This is a genomic window from Bartonella taylorii 8TBB (assembly GCF_902825155.1).
Lineage (GTDB): Bacteria > Pseudomonadota > Alphaproteobacteria > Rhizobiales > Rhizobiaceae > Bartonella > Bartonella taylorii_A.
In genome coordinates, this window is the sequence record NZ_CADEAG010000001.1 from 448,267 (window position 1) to 463,961 (window position 15,695).

General features: G+C 39.7%; 14 protein-coding genes. 8 read left to right on the top strand and 6 right to left on the bottom strand.

What is annotated here, in order from left to right; all coding sequences use genetic code 11:
- Position 1: 1 nt before the first annotated feature.
- Entirely contained in the window at positions 2-1,210 is a 1,209-nt protein-coding gene (locus J7R13_RS02000; protein WP_208437227.1) for an aspartate aminotransferase family protein, read from the bottom strand.
- 470 nt (positions 1,211-1,680) lie between these two features.
- Here J7R13_RS02000 and J7R13_RS02005 point away from each other — a divergent pair, with 470 nt between their 5' ends.
- On the top strand, positions 1,681-2,208 hold the full coding sequence (locus J7R13_RS02005; RefSeq protein WP_208437228.1) for a GcrA family cell cycle regulator: 528 nt from the start codon (positions 1,681-1,683) through the stop codon (positions 2,206-2,208).
- A gap of 626 nt (positions 2,209-2,834) precedes the next feature.
- Here the strand turns inward: J7R13_RS02005 and J7R13_RS02010 are convergent.
- From J7R13_RS02010 to ccmA, 5 genes are read right to left on the bottom strand one after another with little or no spacing between them, the layout of a single operon-like run.
- A complete protein-coding gene (locus J7R13_RS02010; protein WP_208437229.1) occupies positions 2,835-3,485 on the bottom strand; it encodes a DsbE family thiol:disulfide interchange protein in 651 nt (216 codons plus the stop codon).
- Between the two features lies 1 nt (position 3,486).
- The gene (locus tag J7R13_RS09495; protein ID WP_246786252.1) at positions 3,487-3,711 is read right to left on the bottom strand and encodes a hypothetical protein; all 225 of its coding nucleotides are present in this window, start codon (positions 3,709-3,711) and stop codon (positions 3,487-3,489) included.
- On the bottom strand, positions 3,699-4,478 hold the full coding sequence (locus tag J7R13_RS02015; protein WP_208437230.1) for a heme ABC transporter permease: 780 nt from the start codon (positions 4,476-4,478) through the stop codon (positions 3,699-3,701). Before J7R13_RS02015 ends, J7R13_RS09495 begins: the two co-directional genes overlap by 13 nt.
- 46 nt (positions 4,479-4,524) lie before the next feature.
- Positions 4,525-5,190: a heme exporter protein CcmB gene (ccmB, locus tag J7R13_RS02020; protein ID WP_208437231.1), complete on the bottom strand. Its 666-nt coding sequence runs from the start codon at positions 5,188-5,190 to the stop codon at positions 4,525-4,527.
- Positions 5,187-5,813, bottom strand: coding sequence for a heme ABC exporter ATP-binding protein CcmA (gene ccmA / locus J7R13_RS02025; RefSeq protein WP_208437232.1), 627 nt, complete (start codon positions 5,811-5,813; stop codon positions 5,187-5,189). Before ccmA ends, ccmB begins: the two co-directional genes overlap by 4 nt.
- 298 nt (positions 5,814-6,111) lie before the next feature.
- Here ccmA and acnA point away from each other — a divergent pair, with 298 nt between their 5' ends.
- From acnA to cyoA, 7 genes are all read left to right on the top strand, one after another.
- Positions 6,112-8,799, top strand: coding sequence for an aconitate hydratase AcnA (acnA, locus tag J7R13_RS02030; protein ID WP_208437233.1), 2,688 nt, complete (start codon positions 6,112-6,114; stop codon positions 8,797-8,799).
- 231 nt (positions 8,800-9,030) lie between these two features.
- A complete protein-coding gene (rpsT, locus tag J7R13_RS02035) occupies positions 9,031-9,297 on the top strand; it encodes a 30S ribosomal protein S20 (protein WP_208432136.1) in 267 nt (88 codons plus the stop codon).
- A gap of 714 nt (positions 9,298-10,011) precedes the next feature.
- Positions 10,012-11,583, top strand: a complete 1,572-nt coding sequence (gene dnaA / locus J7R13_RS02040; RefSeq protein ID WP_208437234.1) for a chromosomal replication initiator protein DnaA — start codon at positions 10,012-10,014, stop codon at positions 11,581-11,583.
- 189 nt (positions 11,584-11,772) lie between these two features.
- Positions 11,773-12,894 carry a DNA polymerase III subunit beta gene (gene dnaN / locus J7R13_RS02045; RefSeq protein WP_208437235.1) on the top strand — a complete coding sequence of 374 codons (1,122 nt, stop codon included), beginning with the start codon at positions 11,773-11,775 and terminating at the stop codon, positions 12,892-12,894.
- Positions 12,895-12,914: 20 nt separating this feature from the next.
- Positions 12,915-14,048: a DNA replication/repair protein RecF gene (recF, locus tag J7R13_RS02050; RefSeq protein ID WP_208437236.1), complete on the top strand. Its 1,134-nt coding sequence runs from the start codon at positions 12,915-12,917 to the stop codon at positions 14,046-14,048.
- A gap of 52 nt (positions 14,049-14,100) precedes the next feature.
- The gene (aroQ, locus tag J7R13_RS02055) at positions 14,101-14,568 is read left to right on the top strand and encodes a type II 3-dehydroquinate dehydratase (RefSeq protein ID WP_208437237.1); all 468 of its coding nucleotides are present in this window, start codon (positions 14,101-14,103) and stop codon (positions 14,566-14,568) included.
- Positions 14,569-14,680: 112 nt separating this feature from the next.
- Positions 14,681-15,652, top strand: coding sequence for a ubiquinol oxidase subunit II (cyoA, locus tag J7R13_RS02060; protein WP_208437238.1), 972 nt, complete (start codon positions 14,681-14,683; stop codon positions 15,650-15,652).
- Positions 15,653-15,695: the final 43 nt, after the last annotated feature.

Consider the following 15,695-nt stretch of genomic DNA (forward strand, 5'->3'; position numbering starts at 1 on the left):
TTTATAATATTTGCCTTTTTTTATTTGTTTGCGAAAGATAAGCAATTGCTTTTTCAATACGCTGCAAGCTTTCATCTATTTCTTCTTCCTTAATAATAAGGGGAGGCAATAAACGCACCACATTGTTGTTGGCACTAACGCTTAGAACATATTCATTTTCCAAGGCACTGACGACAACATCTGAGGGAATGACGCACTGAATGCCTACCATAAGGCCCACACCCTGAATTGCACAGATAATATCAGGATAGGCATTGAGAATGCTCGAAAGACCACTTTTTAGCTTATTCCCCATATGTTGAACATGGTGGAGGAAGCCTGGTTCTAATATGATATCAAGAACACTGTTGCCTACAGCCATCCCAAGAAGATTACCGCCAAATGTCGAGCCATGTGTTCCTGGTGTCATACTTTTTGCAGCTTTATCTGTTGCAAGACAAGCTCCCAACGGAAATCCGCCACCTAGTCCTTTTGCGAGGGTAAGAATATCAGGTGTGATATCACTCCACTCATAAGCAAAAAGTTTTCCTGTTCGTCCAATACCCGTTTGAACTTCATCCAAAATTAATAATAGATTATTATCATCGCATATTTTGCGTAAGAACCTTAAAGTTTCATGAGAGACTGTTCGTATTCCTCCTTCGCCCTGAATGGGTTCAATAAGAATAGCTGCGGTGTTTTTATTGAGTGCATTACGTAAAGCGCTTTCATCACAAAAAGGAACTTGAATAAATCCACCAGCTTTGGGACCAAAACCCTCAAGATATTTTTCGTGTCCCGTAGCAGCAAGTGTTGCAAGTGTGCGCCCATGAAATGCACCTTCAAAAGTAATAATTTCAACGCGTGTTGGTTGACCAGATACATAATGAGTGCGACGAGCAGTTTTGAATGCACATTCTAATGCTTCAGCACCAGAATTGCAGAAAAAGACCTTATCAGCAAAGCTGTTTGTACAAAGCCGTGCAGCAAGAGCTTCTTGTTCAGGTGATTGAAAAAGATTGGAAATATGCCAAAGTTTTTCAGCTTGTATTTTGAGCGTCTCGACCAGTTTTGGATGCGCATACCCTAATGCATTGACAGCAATGCCAGATGCTAAATCAAGATAACGCTCTCCTTTATCAGAAATAAGCCACACACCATTGCCTTGTTTAAAATGCAAATTACGTCGAGCAAAACACTTATAAAGTGACTGTACAGTGGTAGCACTCATTGCTATTTCCTTTATATTTTAAATGGTACCGTACAATAAACAGAACAATGCTGCAAATAAGACAGTATTGTATCTTTAGGTACATCGCGACCAGTGTGTTATCACAAATCCACATAGTAGGTTATTACACTGATTGAAAAAAAAGCCAATGAGGGTTCTACAAGAAGCATTTGAAGGAAAAAGTTTTAAGCAAATACGATAATTTGGTTTGTGCTTGATTTGCAAGTTGGGGAAAACATTCTAAATAGACTCTTCAGGAAGGAAAGACTCTTGTCATAAAGTTAGTGCATATTGTAGTTTGAATCAGTAAATAAAGTTATGTGTTGGTTTATAAGTTCCGTAGGTTGGGTGAGTTTTTTGTGTTTGAGGTGGGCATAGAATTTTTCATTCGACGAGTTGGAAATATTATTCAAACATTTGAAGATGTTAAAGGGTGCGTCTTGGTAAGGTAATCAGAATGGAGTGCTGATATGGGTTGGACATATGAACGCGTTGAACTTCTTAAGAAGTTTTGGAGTGAGGGTTTAAGTGCAAGTCAGATTGCAACTCAGTTAGGTGGGGTCAGTAGAAATGCGGTAATCGGTAAAGTGCATCGGTTAAAGTTACCGGGACGTGGCAAGACAGCACAAGGGGGAGCACGTGCGCAAAAGACACCTGTGAACCAATCATCTCCGCGTGTGCGTCGTACACCATCGACGGTATTGCCAACGGATGCTACGTCTTGCAGTGTTGGAACAACAGCTTTAAAGATGGAGTTTATAGCGGAGAACGTGACAGAAGTTGATGTGCCGGCGAAGTCAAGTGTAGTTGTGCCTATATCACGTCAGCTTAATCTTTTGCAATTGAGTGAAAATACATGTAGATGGCCAGTTGGTGACCCTTTGGCAGCGGATTTTCATTTTTGTGGTGCTGATTCCGGTGAAAATAGTCCTTATTGTGCTTTTCATGCTAAAATAGCATTTCAGCCAATATCTGAAAGACGGCGAATAAGAATATAAAATTTGCAATGTAATTTCTATTGTCTTCTCTATCTTAGTCATTAACATATAATTCTTTTATAAGAGAGAAATTTGTGAAGGTGAGGGTTGTCGTGGAATAGAGAGAATCTTTCCGTAAAAAAGTTTATTCACGTGTTATTTTTTCGTACTATGTATAGTTATGTGCTGTAGAGATGCAAATAGGTATCCATTTTCCTCATCTCTTTTAATTCAACTTTACAGTTCTCTAAAGTCTCTACAGCGATATTTTAAAAACAGTGGAGATTGGATAGATGCCTCGTCTTTTTGTCTTTTGTGTTCTGTATTCAAATTGTTCATTGATATACTTATTTGAAAGAGATCTCTTTCCTTGCTCCAAATCTTATCACGCGTGAGAATAGCACAATTTAAGATTGATAGGGTAGAAATATTATTATGCTTATGAAAGTACAAATCAATACTATCCATTATATTTATCAGTTTTCAATGTTGTATCTTCTCTTACATTGAAAGATTTCATAAGAGATATATTCTGCCTTTTCTCAAACAGTTTTTATCTATACATCGCTTCTTGCTGTGACACGCAAGTAGTCATTTTTGGGGTTTCATCATAAGACGCGTTGAAGTGAGAAAATTTCACTGTGTTTTCATTCAATATGGGAAAATGGTGAATTGTCTTTATGAATTAATGCATTGCCGTTTGATGTTTCTTCTGTCGTGATAGCTTGTTCGATTTTTGGCAGGATTTTTTTCTGATAAATTTGCCATGTTAAAGGGCCAACATGTTTGGCAATAATAATGCTCTCTTTATTCAAAAGAAAGGTTTCTGGTGGCCCATACACTCCCCAGTTAATAGCTGTATGTCCTGAAACATCAAAGCCAATAAATTTAAAAGGATTACCAAAACTGTTCAGAAAACGTTGGGCATTCTCTTTGCTATCCTTATAATTAATGCCAATAAGATCAAAACGTTGATCTTGTATAATCTTCATAAGAAGCGGATGCTCTTCACGACAGGAGTGGCACCAGGATCCCCAAAAATTAACCAATGTTACACGCCCTTTAAAGTGTTCTGAGTTGAGAAGATAATTTTCATTACCAAGGAGGGGAAGACTGATTTTGGGGGCGGGTTTTTCAGCGAATGTGTTTGGGAGCAGAAAAGTATCATTGGGGTGTTTACTGTCCATAAAGTAGAAGAAGAGTATAATGAGAAGAAGAAAAAAAACAAATGGTCCAAAAAGACTAAACACGACGGACAAAGATATGTTTTTTTTAGATTTTTGAGGGGCGATTTTCATTCTATTTTTCTTTTCTAAACAGCTCTTTTTTGTTTAGCTGTTGTAGGATTTTTTTTTGGTATACACCTTTGCAAAGTGTGTATCCAATAAAACATAGGAGGGAGATTGCGGAAAGCATGTAGCTTAAAATAACAATTTGCTCGTTGTGAAGAGTACCAAGGAAAAAATCAATTTGCTGAGAAAGATTTCCTAAAAGTCCACTGTGAGTGCTATTTAAGTCGAGCATGATGAAGAGTCCTTATGTTGTGCGCGACGGGCCTTTTTTATCTGAAGTATTTGGATATGACGATTATTGATTTCGTTGCGCATAGCCATCAAATAAAGCAAAATAAACATAAAGCTAAAACAAAATATCATTGTTATGAGGGGCCATAACATAGCACGGTCGATTGTTGGGCCGCCTAAACGTAAAAGTGATGCTTGTTGGTGCAGTGTATTCCACCAATTAACGGAAAATTTGATAATGGGGATATTCACAAGTCCAACGAGTGTGAGAATTGCTGTAGCGCGTGCAGCTTTTTCTTGGTTATCAAAAGCGCGAGCAAGCATGACAATGGCAAGGTAAATAAAAAACAAAATCAGAACTGACGTTAGCCGCGCATCCCATACCCACCATGTTCCCCATGTAGGGCGCCCCCAAAGTGCGCCTGTCACTAGAGATAAGGCTGTAAAAATTGCTCCGATAGGCGCTCCACATTTGAGTGCTACATGAGCAAGATGATATCTCCAAATAAGACTTCCTAAAGCAGCAGCACTTATTATGATATAACAAAATGTAGAGAGCCACGCGAATGGTACATGAATATACATAATCTTGACGGTGCTACCCTGCTGATAGTCATCGGGAGAATGCATAATCAGAATAAGCCCTAAGATAAGAAGACACAATGTTATACCAGTTAACCAAGGCAAAACGGTGCCGCTTATTTTCATGAAACGGGTTAAACCTGTTGAGAGTGAACTCATTTTATGTATGTGAGATGTTTTATTCATGAGATTTATAATAGGCAGAGTTTTGCTGTGCGGCAATTACCTTTTATTATTCTGATAAAAGCTTGAGCGTTATAGCAGCAACAAAAGAGCTAAAAAGACTTAAAAGAAGTGAAAAGGCAATAAGAAAAGTCAAGGAGGTGAAAAAAGAAATGTTTGGGTTTGTCGGGGCTGTAGCAGCTGAAACACCAAAAATCATGATTGGAATGATCCACGGCAAGATGATGATAAAAACGAGAAGAGTGCTGTGTAACAATGACGTTGCGAGAGCTGCTCCTATAGCGCCAATAAAAATAATAGCAGGTGTTCCGCATAAGAGGGTGAGTGTTGTTGTAAAAGTTATCGTTGCATTTAAATGGAGCATGAACGCTAAAATAGGAGTAGCAAAAATAAGAGGCAGCATTGTTCCTACCCAATGGGCAAGGCATTTGGTAAATACAATCAGTGTGAAACTTTGTCTTTGTCCAGAAAGGATGAATTGATCAAGATTTCCATCATCACTATCGGTTTGAAAAAGTTTATTGAGATTAAGGAGTCCTGCGAAAAGGGCTCCAAACCATAATATGCCTGGGCCTATTTGTACAAGAATTTTAGGATTTGGCCCAATGGCGAAGGGAGTTATCATAATAAAAGCAATGAAAAACAAAAGTCCTGTTAAGGAAGAAGCTTGTGGTGCTAAGATTAATTTAAGATCACGCCAGAATAGTGCTTTCATTTGTTGATCTCCAAGGGAGGTAAGAATTTTTCCAGAGCGACTTTATGGTTTTCTGGAATACCAAGGGGATTATGGGTTGCAGCGATAATCATACCGCCTTGGTTTAGATGATACTGAAAAATATTGGTAAGGAGAGTTTGAGCATGGATATCAATTCCTGATATTGGTTCATCTAAAATCCAAATAGGACGATAGGAGAGCAAAAGGCGGGAAATGGCTACACATCTTTTTTGACCTGTTGACAGAATATTGAAGGGTAAGTGCTCAAGATTAGAAAGACCTACGTCGGCAAGAGCTTCATGGGGATAGCGTAGATGTTGTCCATAAAATGCTGACCAAAATTGCAGATTATCGATGACAGATAAGAGAGGTTTCATAGCATTTTGGGGACCAAGATAATGACATGCAGTTGCTACAGGATATGTTTGTTCTTTGTCTTTAAGGCTTACAACACCTTCGGCAGCTTCAAGAAGACCGACAATGATTCGCAGTAATGTAGATTTTCCGATTCCATTTGGGCCTGTGATTGTCATAAGTTGTTGTGGAAATAAACAAAAAGAAAGACCTTGGAATAAAACTTCTGCGTTTCTATAAGCCGCTAAATCTTTGCCCGATAACACCATATGCTTACCTGTTTTGCTTTTGTTGCTATAAACTTTATTGCATTATAGGATAAAAAACACGTTTTTTATACAATTGTACCTAGAATAGTTCTAGAAATAGTTCTATAAGGCATGTGTTACATCAAGATCTGGTGTAGAATGGTTTTTAGTGCCGATTTCTGAATTTGCTGATGAAAAGGTAGAGGAGGAAATGGAAGGCAGAGGTGATTGCGTCTGCACTCAAGCTGCGACCTTGACTCGTAGTTTGTGTTGTTTGTTCCGGGAAATTGTATGGTTTGTAGTATGAGGGTAGACAGTCATGACTCAAATTGATAGCTTTAATTGTCGCAAAACTTTAAATGTTGGTGGCAAAGAATATACTTATTATAGTTTGATTGAAGCGGAGAAGAACGGTCTTCAAGGTGTTTCTCGTTTGCCGTTTTCAATGAAAGTGATTCTTGAAAATTTGCTACGATTTGAAGACGGACGTTCGGTCAAAAAAGGAGATATTCTAAATGTTGCTAAGTGGTTAAATGATAAAGGCAGCGCTGGCGCAGAAATCGCCTACCGCCCCGCGCGTGTTCTCATGCAAGACTTCACGGGTGTCCCTGCCGTTGTTGATCTCTCTGCGATGCGCGATGCCATGGTAAAACTTGGAGGAAATGCTGAAAAAATCAACCCTCTTATTCCCGTTGATCTTATCATTGATCACTCGATTATCGTTGATCATTTTGGTAATCCTATGGCTTTTAAAGACAACGTTGAGTATGAATATGAACGCAATAGCGAACGTTATCGTTTCCTTAAGTGGGGACAGCAAGCTTTTCAGAATTTTCGCGTTGTGCCTCCAGGAACGGGAATTTGCCATCAGGTTAATCTGGAATATTTAGCACAATGTGTGTGGTTAAAGAATGAAGGAGGGTATCAGACGGTCTATCCTGATACCTGTGTGGGAACTGATTCGCATACAACTATGGTGAATGGTTTAGGCGTTTTAGGCTGGGGTGTTGGCGGTATTGAAGCAGAAGCGGCAATGTTAGGACAGCCTGTTTCTATGTTATTGCCTGAAGTGATTGGTTTCCGTTTAACAGGTAAACTTAAAGAAGGTGTGACGGCTACTGATTTAGTGTTGACAGTGACGCAAATTCTACGCAAGAAGGGTGTTGTTGGTAAGTTTGTTGAGTTTTTTGGTCCAGGTCTGGAGCACATGACGCTTGCTGATCGGGCGACGATTGCGAATATGGCACCCGAATATGGTGCAACATGTGGTTTTTTCCCAATTGACAAAGAAACAGTGCGTTATCTCAACATGACAGGGCGTGATGAAAGTCGAATTGCTCTAGTAGAAGCTTATTCCAAGGCACAAGGGATGTGGCATGACGAAATAATCGTCGATCCTATTTTTACTGATACAATTGAATTAGATATGGAAAGTGTTGTGCCTTCTATGGCCGGTCCTAAACGTCCTGAGGGGCGTATTGCATTGGAAAGTGTTGGACAGGGTTTTGAAGTGGCATTGTCTGGGGACTATAAGAAGACTGGTAGTCAAGATGATCGTTATAGAGTTGAGGGTGAGGGATATGATCTTGGCCATGGCGATGTGGTGATTGCTGCGATTACTTCTTGTACGAATACATCCAATCCAAGTGTTCTTATTGCTGCAGGTCTTTTGGCACGTAATGCTGTAGCGAAAGGTCTTAAAAGCAAACCGTGGGTTAAGACTTCTCTTGCCCCTGGCTCGCAAGTTGTTGAAGCTTACCTTATCAATTCCGGTCTTCAAAAAGATTTAAATACATTAGGGTTTAACTTAGTCGGGTTTGGGTGCACGACATGTATTGGAAATTCTGGCCCTTTATTGCCTGCTATTTCCAAAACGATTAACGATAATGGTTTAATCGCTGCTGCGGTTCTTTCAGGAAATCGTAATTTTGAAGGGCGTGTATCACCTGATGTGCAAGCGAATTATTTAGCTTCCCCACCGCTCGTTGTTGCACACGCTTTGGCAGGAACGGTGCGTAAAGATTTAACCAAGGAGCCTCTTGGAGAAGGTTCAGACGGACAACCGGTTTATTTGAGAGACATTTGGCCAACTTCTAAAGAAATACAGGAATTTATCGAAAAGAATGTCACACGTAAGATTTTTGCTGAAAAATATGCAGATGTGTTTAAAGGAGATGAAAATTGGCAAGAAGTCCAAGTCCCGACAGGAGCTACTTATTCTTGGGATGAACAGTCGACATATGTGCGTAATCCGCCATATTTTAATAATATGCGGAAGATCCCTGATGTCTTACAAGACATTAAAGATGCACGGATTTTAGGTTTGTTTGGTGATAAAATCACAACGGATCATATTTCTCCTGCTGGTTCTATTAAGATTGATTCTCCTGCAGGGAAATATTTGACGGATCATGGGGTTAAAGTAGCTGATTTTAACCAATATGGAACGCGTCGTGGAAATCATGAAGTGATGATGCGCGGAACCTTTGCCAATATTCGCATTCGTAATTTCATGCTAGGAGAAAATGGTCGTGAAGGAGGCTATACGATTCATTATCCGTCAGGAGCAGAGCAGGCAATTTATGATGCAGCAATGGCATATAAACGGGAAGGTGTTCCGCTCGTTGTGTTTGCTGGTATTGAATATGGTAATGGGTCATCGCGTGATTGGGCAGCTAAGGGTACCAATCTTCTTGGTGTAAAGGCAGTGATTGCTCAGTCTTTTGAAAGGATTCATCGCTCTAATCTTGTTGGTATGGGAATTGTTCCTTTTGTATTTGAAGAAGGCGAGAGCTGGAGATCTTTGGGTTTAAGGGGGGATGAAAAGGTAACGATTGAAGGAATTCATAGCTTGAAACCTCGACAAAAGACTATAGCCACAATCACTTTTTCTGATGGAATGATAAAAACTGTTTCATTATTATGCCGTGTTGATACTGAAGACGAGTTAGATTATTTGCATCATGGTGGAATTTTACAATATGTTTTGCGTAATCTTGCAGTTTAAATGCATTGTTCATTGAGGAATGATTTTAAATTATGAATGTAGGTTTCAAGGAGTTTGGCTTTGTTTTTTATACCTCTCTTCGAAAATTCGATTGACGTTGGCTTGAGGATTGCGTTATAAGCCGTACAGTTATCAGCAGCTTTATAGTTTTGCTTGGCTTGAGTTTATTTGGATTAGAAGGGATATTATTTAGACTCTTCCTATCCTGTGCGTTGAAAGAGAGAGATATTTATGGCGAATACACCTTCCGCTCGAAAAGCGGTGCGCAAAGTTGTGGCACGTACGCAGGTTAATAAGGCCCGCCGTTCACGTGTTCGTACTTTCGCACGTAAATTTGATGATGCTTTGGCTGGTGGTGATAAGACATCTGCGGAAATAGCATTTAAGAATTTAGAACCTGAGATTATGCGTGCGGTTTCCAAAGGGGTTTTTCATAAGAATACTGCTGCGCGAAAAGTATCGCGTTTAGCGAAACGTTTGAAAGCTCTTAGCGTTTAAGCTTCTTCCATTTTATTAGAATCGGGCCAGCATCTATGAAAGATGCTGGTTTTTTTTATTTTTAGAGAATTTTACACTTTTTAGGAGGGGAACTTGCAGCGATTCTTTCCATGAAAAGGGAGAGAAGATTTGTAGAATTTGTATGGTTATCCACAAGCTTTGTGGATTTTTACAGAGTCTTTTTTGTCAAGCATTTTTATTTTTTTTTTTTAATCTGAAAAGATTCTTTAATTATTGGTAAATTTATAGAAAAAAAATGAATTGAATCAATTATTTTTCTCATTCCTTATTTATGTGAGCAGATTTATAGCGGCCTTTTAAAGGCTTTTGATTTTATTTTGACCCCTTGCATTTTACCTCTGCTGTTTTGTATGGTTCTTATGAAAATTAAAAATGTATAGGGGTCACATCAGCGCATTATCTTATGTTACGTTGAGTTTAGATTCTTTTGTTTAGGTTGTTATGAGCTCTTATTTTGGATGGGTTTTCTGACGTATTTTTTAATTTTCTTGATCGGTATGTTTGCCATTTTAGAAGAATGGGTCGTATCATGAGGGCGAGTAAATCTTATTGGTCATCTTTGTTATGGAGTTGTAATGAAACTATCCCAAGGGGGGGATGAGTGATCTTATTTGGGGTAGGGCGTTTTGCCTTTGCTAAATCTGTTTTTAGCTGTTTGGCAGGACAAAATTTTTATTTTTATCAGGATGAAAGATGGTGGATAAATTGAACTCTAAAGCTAGTTCCTATAAAGGAGTTTTGGTGAATGTCCTGTCGACAGAGAAAATAATAAAGAGTAAAATGACGGATAGTGGAGGGGCAGTTGGTGGAAATGCTTCTATAGAGCATCCTGTTATTTCAGAGGAAGAAGGCACGGCGGCTTTCGCGCGTGTGATGGCGCAATTAAAAGCGCAGGTTGGTATTGAGGCTTATACGAGTTGGTTTGGTCGTGTGAAGCTTGCTGAATATAGCCGTAGTCTTGTAAAGCTTTCTGTCCCTACAGCATTTTTGCGTTCATGGATTAGTAATCACTATGGTTCTCTTTTGACAAATTTATGGAAACAAGAGAATTCAGCGATTCTTCGTGTTGAAGTCATTGTTCGCGGTATGAAGCGTGTTTCAGGAGGTGTGATCTGTAAAACGAGTACAGCTCCTGTTGTTCTGGAAGAGCGGACACCTCCATCTTTTGTTGAGAATTACACAGAACATTCTGTAAAGAATGTTCAAGCGGGTGTTTTTGGTTCACCACTTGATTCTCGCTATACTTTTGAAAGTTTTGTGGAAGGTTCTTCTAACCGTGTTGCTTTAGCTGCAGCACGTTCGATTGCAGAAGGACATAAAAGTGCTTTAAGATTTAATCCTCTTTTTATTCACGCATCTGTTGGTTTAGGGAAAACGCATTTGCTTCAAGCTATTGCAGCTGCAGCACTGAAGCGTTTGACACCTGCGCGGGTTATTTACTTGACCGCTGAATATTTTATGTGGCGTTTTGCGACGGCTATTCGTGATAATGATGCCCTTTCTTTTAAAGAGCAGCTTCGTGATATTGATCTTCTCATTATTGATGATATGCAATTTTTGCAGGGAAAGTCGATACAGCATGAATTTTGTCATTTGCTTAATATGTTGCTTGATAGTGCAAAACAAGTTGTTGTGGCTGCGGATCGTCCACCAGCAGAATTAGAATCGCTTGATCTTCGTGTTCGGTCTCGTCTTCAGGGAGGAGTAGCCCTTGAAATTGAAGCACCAGATTATGAAATGCGTTTAAAAATGCTACATCAGCGGTTGAAGGTAGCACAACAAGATGATAATATGCTCTCGATTTCTGATGATATTCTGGAGTATATTGCGAGAATAGTTTTAGGGTCGGGACGTGATATTGAAGGAGCATTTAATCAGTTATTGTTTCGTCAGTCTTTTGAGTCTGATTTATCGTTAGAACGGATTGATGAGTTATTAGGTCACTTGACACGTTCTGGTGAGCCTAGGCGCATCCGGATCGAAGAAATTCAGCGCACAGTTGCGCGTCATTATAATGTTTCTAAACAGGATTTGTTATCTAATCGTCGAACCCGTACAGTTGTTAAACCGCGACAAGTTGCGATGTATTTGGCAAAAATGTTGACACCTCGCTCGTTGCCAGAAATTGGGCGTCGTTTTGGTGGGCGTGATCATACAACAGTTTTGCATGCTGTTCGTAAAATTGAAGATTTGGTTTGTGGTGATCAAACTTTGGCCAAAGAGCTTGAATTGCTTAAGCGGTTGATTGGAGAGCAGGCTGCATAGTGTTTGTAGTCTTTCCTCTTTTTGGAGAAATCTTACAGAGGGTTTCATGAAGAGAGCTTTTTTTTCTTATAAAAGAGTCACTTGCCATTTTAAGAGAGGTTGAATAGAGTTTGGTGGATGATTCTTAAGGGGATAGGTTATTTTTCTAGAGAGTTTCTATAGTTTTCGGTAAATTATAACGGATATTTTATGCGTATTACAGTTGATCGCAGTCAATTTCTCAAGTCTCTTGGTCGTGTTCACCGTGTGGTTGAGCGTCGTAATACTGTTCCTATTTTGTCAAATGTGCTGATTGATGCAGAGAATGGGAGTGTGCAATTAAAGGCAACAGATCTTGATTTAGAGATTACAGAATCTTTTATAGCAAATATTGAACAAGCTGGGGCAATAACTGTTCCAGCACATTTGCTGTATGACATAGTTCGAAAACTTCCTGATGGCAGTGAAATCCTATTATCGGTTGATGAGAATCAAGCAAATACCATGTCCGTTGTTTCGGGTCGTGCACATTTTCAGCTTCAGTGTCTTCCAAAAATAGATTTTCCAGAGTCGCTTCCCGGTCAGTTCGGTTATCGTTTCTCTCTGTCAGCATTGAGGTTGAAACATTTACTTGATTGTACGCAATTTGCTATTTCTACTGAAGAAACACGTTATTATCTTAATGGTATTTATTTTCATGTTGTTAATGACGGTATTTTGAAACTGCGTTTAGTTGCGACCGATGGTCACCGTTTGGCACAAGTTGATATGGAAGCTCCTTCAGGTGTTGATGGTATGCCAGGTGTCATTATTCCTCGTAAAGCCGTAGGGGAATTACAAAAACTTCTTTCAGAAGAAATTGATGGGGATATGTGTGTAGAGCTCTCAGAGACGAAGATTCGTTTTTCTGTAGGTTCTGTAGTTTTTACATCAAAATTAATTGACGGAACATTTCCAGACTATCAACGTGTTATCCCTCTTGGAAATGATAAAAAGTTGATTGTCAATAGACAGGATTTTTCTTCTGCGGTTGATCGTGTTTCAACGATTTCGAGTGATCGCGGACGTGCGGTAAAGTTAACGATTGAGCATGGGCAATTGAAGCTTGTCGTTAATAATCCTGATTCGGGAAGCGCGGAAGACCAATTAGCGGCAGATTACACATCGGATCCATTTGAGATAGGGTTTAATTCACGTTATCTTTTGGATATTGCAGGGCAATTTTCGAGTGATGAGATGGTTTTTATGTTGTCTGATGCTGTGGCTCCAGCTCTGATTCGTGATAATGATGATGCGGACGCACTTTACGTGCTGATGCCCATTCGCGTTTAGGGAAGATTGTTTTGCAATGCATGGCTGGTCATGTGCACAAAGTGGCAGTGAGACAGCTAAAGCTTTGGCGTTATCGCAATTATCCTTCTTTTAATATTCGTTTTTCAGGTCAGCATGTGGTTCTTACTGGCCATAACGGTGCTGGTAAGACTAATCTTTTAGAGGCGTTATCTTTTCTTTCTCCTGGTCGTGGTTTGCGGCGTGCGTCCTATTCTGATGTTAGTTTTGCAGATAGTAGAGGCGAAGGGTTTGTTGTGTTTGCGCGTCTTGAATGTGCTCTTTATGGTGAAGTGAATATCGGTACAGCTTTAGAAATTGATGATAACAGTCGAAAAGTGCATATTAATGGTGTGAATGAGACAGGTGATTGTTTAACAGATTATTGTCATATTAGTATCCTGACTCCTTCTATGGACGGGCTTTTTACAGGTTCTGCGCTTGAACGTCGTCGTTTTTTGGATCGTATGGTTTTGGCTATTGATCCTTTGCATAGTCGCCGCATAGCAGATTATGATAGGGCTATGCGTGCACGTAATCGTTTGTTTTCGGATGGAAATGATGATTGTGCTTGGTTTGATGCTTTAGAAAAGCAAATGGCAGAACTTGCGACGGCTATTGCTGCGGCGCGTATTGATGTTATTCGGCTTTTAAATGAGATATTTTCACAAACGCCATCTCATATACCTTTTCCACGGGCTTTTTTGCAAATTGATGGTTTTTTAGAAACGGCTTTAAGTAAGATATCGGCGGTTGAGGTTGAAGAACAATTTTGTGATCGGTTGCAACATAACCGCGCAATAGATCGTGCTGCTGGGCGGACATTAGAGGGACCGCATCGCACGGATTTGCAGGTTTTTTATGCTGATAAAAATATACCTGCAGGATCTTGTTCAACAGGTGAACAAAAAGCTCTGCTAACAGGTTTGGTTTTGTGTCACGCGCGTTTAACAGGGATGATGTCGTATAAGGCTCCCATTCTTCTTCTTGATGAAATGGCTGCGCATCTTGATTCTTATAGGCGTGCTGCTTTATTTGATATTCTTGATGACCTAGGTGGACAAACATTTATGACAGGAACAGATCGCATTTTATTTGATGCCTTAAAAGGACGAGCAGAATTTTTTGAGATTAAGGATGGAGCTTTATTGCAGTAAGAAACATGCTAAAATTTTTTTATAAGGTGATGGTCGAGATGAGAGGCTTGCTGTGTCTAAAATTATAACGGTTTTAAATGGTCCTAATTTAAATTTTCTAGGTCAACGTGAGCCAGAAATTTACGGAACTGAAACCCTAGAAGATATTGAAAAATTTTGTAGGGAATGGGCAACAAGAGCTGGTGTGATAGTACACTTTCATCAAAGTAACTGTGAGGGTCAATTGATAGAATGGATCCAAGCAGCGATTGGGGTGAGTGCTGGATTGATCATAAATCCAGCTGCTTATAGTCACACATCTGTTGCAATTCTTGACGCCTTAAAAATGTTTTCAGGGCCAAAAGTAGAGGTCCATTTGTCTCATATTTATCAGCGTGAAGCTTTTCGCCATCATTCTTATACATCTGCTGGTGTGGATGCGGTTATTGCTGGCTGTGGGAGTGATGGATATCGGTTTGCGCTTGAATATATTGCTAAGAGGCTTAAATTTACTCCAGAAGGGATGAAGCTTGTAGAATAATGGTAAGTGCATTTTAATTTACTTGATAATTCTTTTTAAATAGGTAAGCATGTCATGAGGGTTTTGTTGTTTTTTTATAACAACTTCCGATATATATGATGGGGCAGGTAGAATGAGAAACTTTGTTAAACAAATAAAGATGCTCGTAATTTTAGGGGTGGCGTTGCTTTTATCTGGTTGTAAAATAGATGTTCTTCAACCGTCGGGTTATGTGGCACGTCAACAGCTCATTTTAATTGTTATTTGTGTAGCTGTTATGCTTTGCGTTGTGATTCCAGTGATGGTGAGTGTGGTGTTTTTGGCTATTAAATATCGTGCATCGAACACGGCAGAAGAATATTTACCTGATTGGGGACACTCAAATAAAATTGAAGCATTTATGTGGGGTGTTCCAATTGTTATTGTGTTGGTGTTAGGTTCATTGACAGCTTATTACACCTATAAGCTTGAGCCAGAGAATCCGCTTCCAGTGGAAGTAGTTGGTGAAGGAAAACCATTGCAAGTAGATGTTGTGGCTCTCGATTGGAAATGGCTCTTTATGTATCCTGAATATGGTGTTGCATCTATCAATGAAATTTACGCACCTGCAGGCCGTCAGGTTTTGTTACAATTAACATCGCATAGTTCTATTAATGCCTTTTGGGTACCAAAACTTGGCACGGTTCTTTACGCTATGCCGCAGATGAATTCTAAGTTGCATTTGATAGCTGATGAGCAGGGGGTATTCAAAGGGACTTCGGCAAATTACAGTGGTGATGGTTTTTCAGGGATGCGGTTTAAGTGGCATTCTGTTTCTCTACAGGATTTTGATGATTGGATTGCTAAAGCGCGTGCTAATGGCACGGTCCTTGATCGTGCATCTTATCGTCAGCTTTCCATTGCACCTCGTATGGGTGATATTTCTGCGAAAGAAAAGGATGCTGAAGTGCGTTATTTTGCACCCGTTGAGAAGCGGCTTTATTACCGGATTGTTAATCGGTGTGTTGATGAAAATACGGTATGTAATGAGGACTTAATGAAGCGTGCTGCGGCTCAGACACTGTGGGGCGCGCTTTGTTCTGTTTTTGATCCTGATGTTATTTAGAGTGTTGCTAGTGTTATTAGAGTATCGATCAAGAAAGAGCCTT

Excerpts from the sequence above, each read along its gene's own strand:
- rpsT (WP_208432136.1), top strand. The coding sequence starts at position 9,031 with ATGGCGAATACACCTTCCGCTCGAAAAGCGGTGCGCAAAGTTGTGGCA.
- J7R13_RS02010 (WP_208437229.1), bottom strand. The coding sequence starts at position 3,485 with ATGAAAATCGCCCCTCAAAAATCTAAAAAAAACATATCTTTGTCCGTC.
- J7R13_RS02015 (WP_208437230.1), bottom strand. The coding sequence starts at position 4,478 with ATGAATAAAACATCTCACATACATAAAATGAGTTCACTCTCAACAGGT.
- J7R13_RS09495 (WP_246786252.1), bottom strand. The coding sequence starts at position 3,711 with ATGCTCGACTTAAATAGCACTCACAGTGGACTTTTAGGAAATCTTTCT.
- acnA (WP_208437233.1), top strand. The coding sequence starts at position 6,112 with ATGACTCAAATTGATAGCTTTAATTGTCGCAAAACTTTAAATGTTGGT.
- J7R13_RS02005 (WP_208437228.1), top strand. The coding sequence starts at position 1,681 with ATGGGTTGGACATATGAACGCGTTGAACTTCTTAAGAAGTTTTGGAGT.
- recF (WP_208437236.1), top strand. The coding sequence starts at position 12,915 with ATGGCTGGTCATGTGCACAAAGTGGCAGTGAGACAGCTAAAGCTTTGG.
- dnaN (WP_208437235.1), top strand. The coding sequence starts at position 11,773 with ATGCGTATTACAGTTGATCGCAGTCAATTTCTCAAGTCTCTTGGTCGT.
- dnaA (WP_208437234.1), top strand. The coding sequence starts at position 10,012 with ATGGTGGATAAATTGAACTCTAAAGCTAGTTCCTATAAAGGAGTTTTG.
- ccmB (WP_208437231.1), bottom strand. The coding sequence starts at position 5,190 with ATGAAAGCACTATTCTGGCGTGATCTTAAATTAATCTTAGCACCACAA.
- J7R13_RS02000 (WP_208437227.1), bottom strand. The coding sequence starts at position 1,210 with ATGAGTGCTACCACTGTACAGTCACTTTATAAGTGTTTTGCTCGACGT.
- cyoA (WP_208437238.1), top strand. The coding sequence starts at position 14,681 with ATGAGAAACTTTGTTAAACAAATAAAGATGCTCGTAATTTTAGGGGTG.
- ccmA (WP_208437232.1), bottom strand. The coding sequence starts at position 5,813 with ATGGTGTTATCGGGCAAAGATTTAGCGGCTTATAGAAACGCAGAAGTT.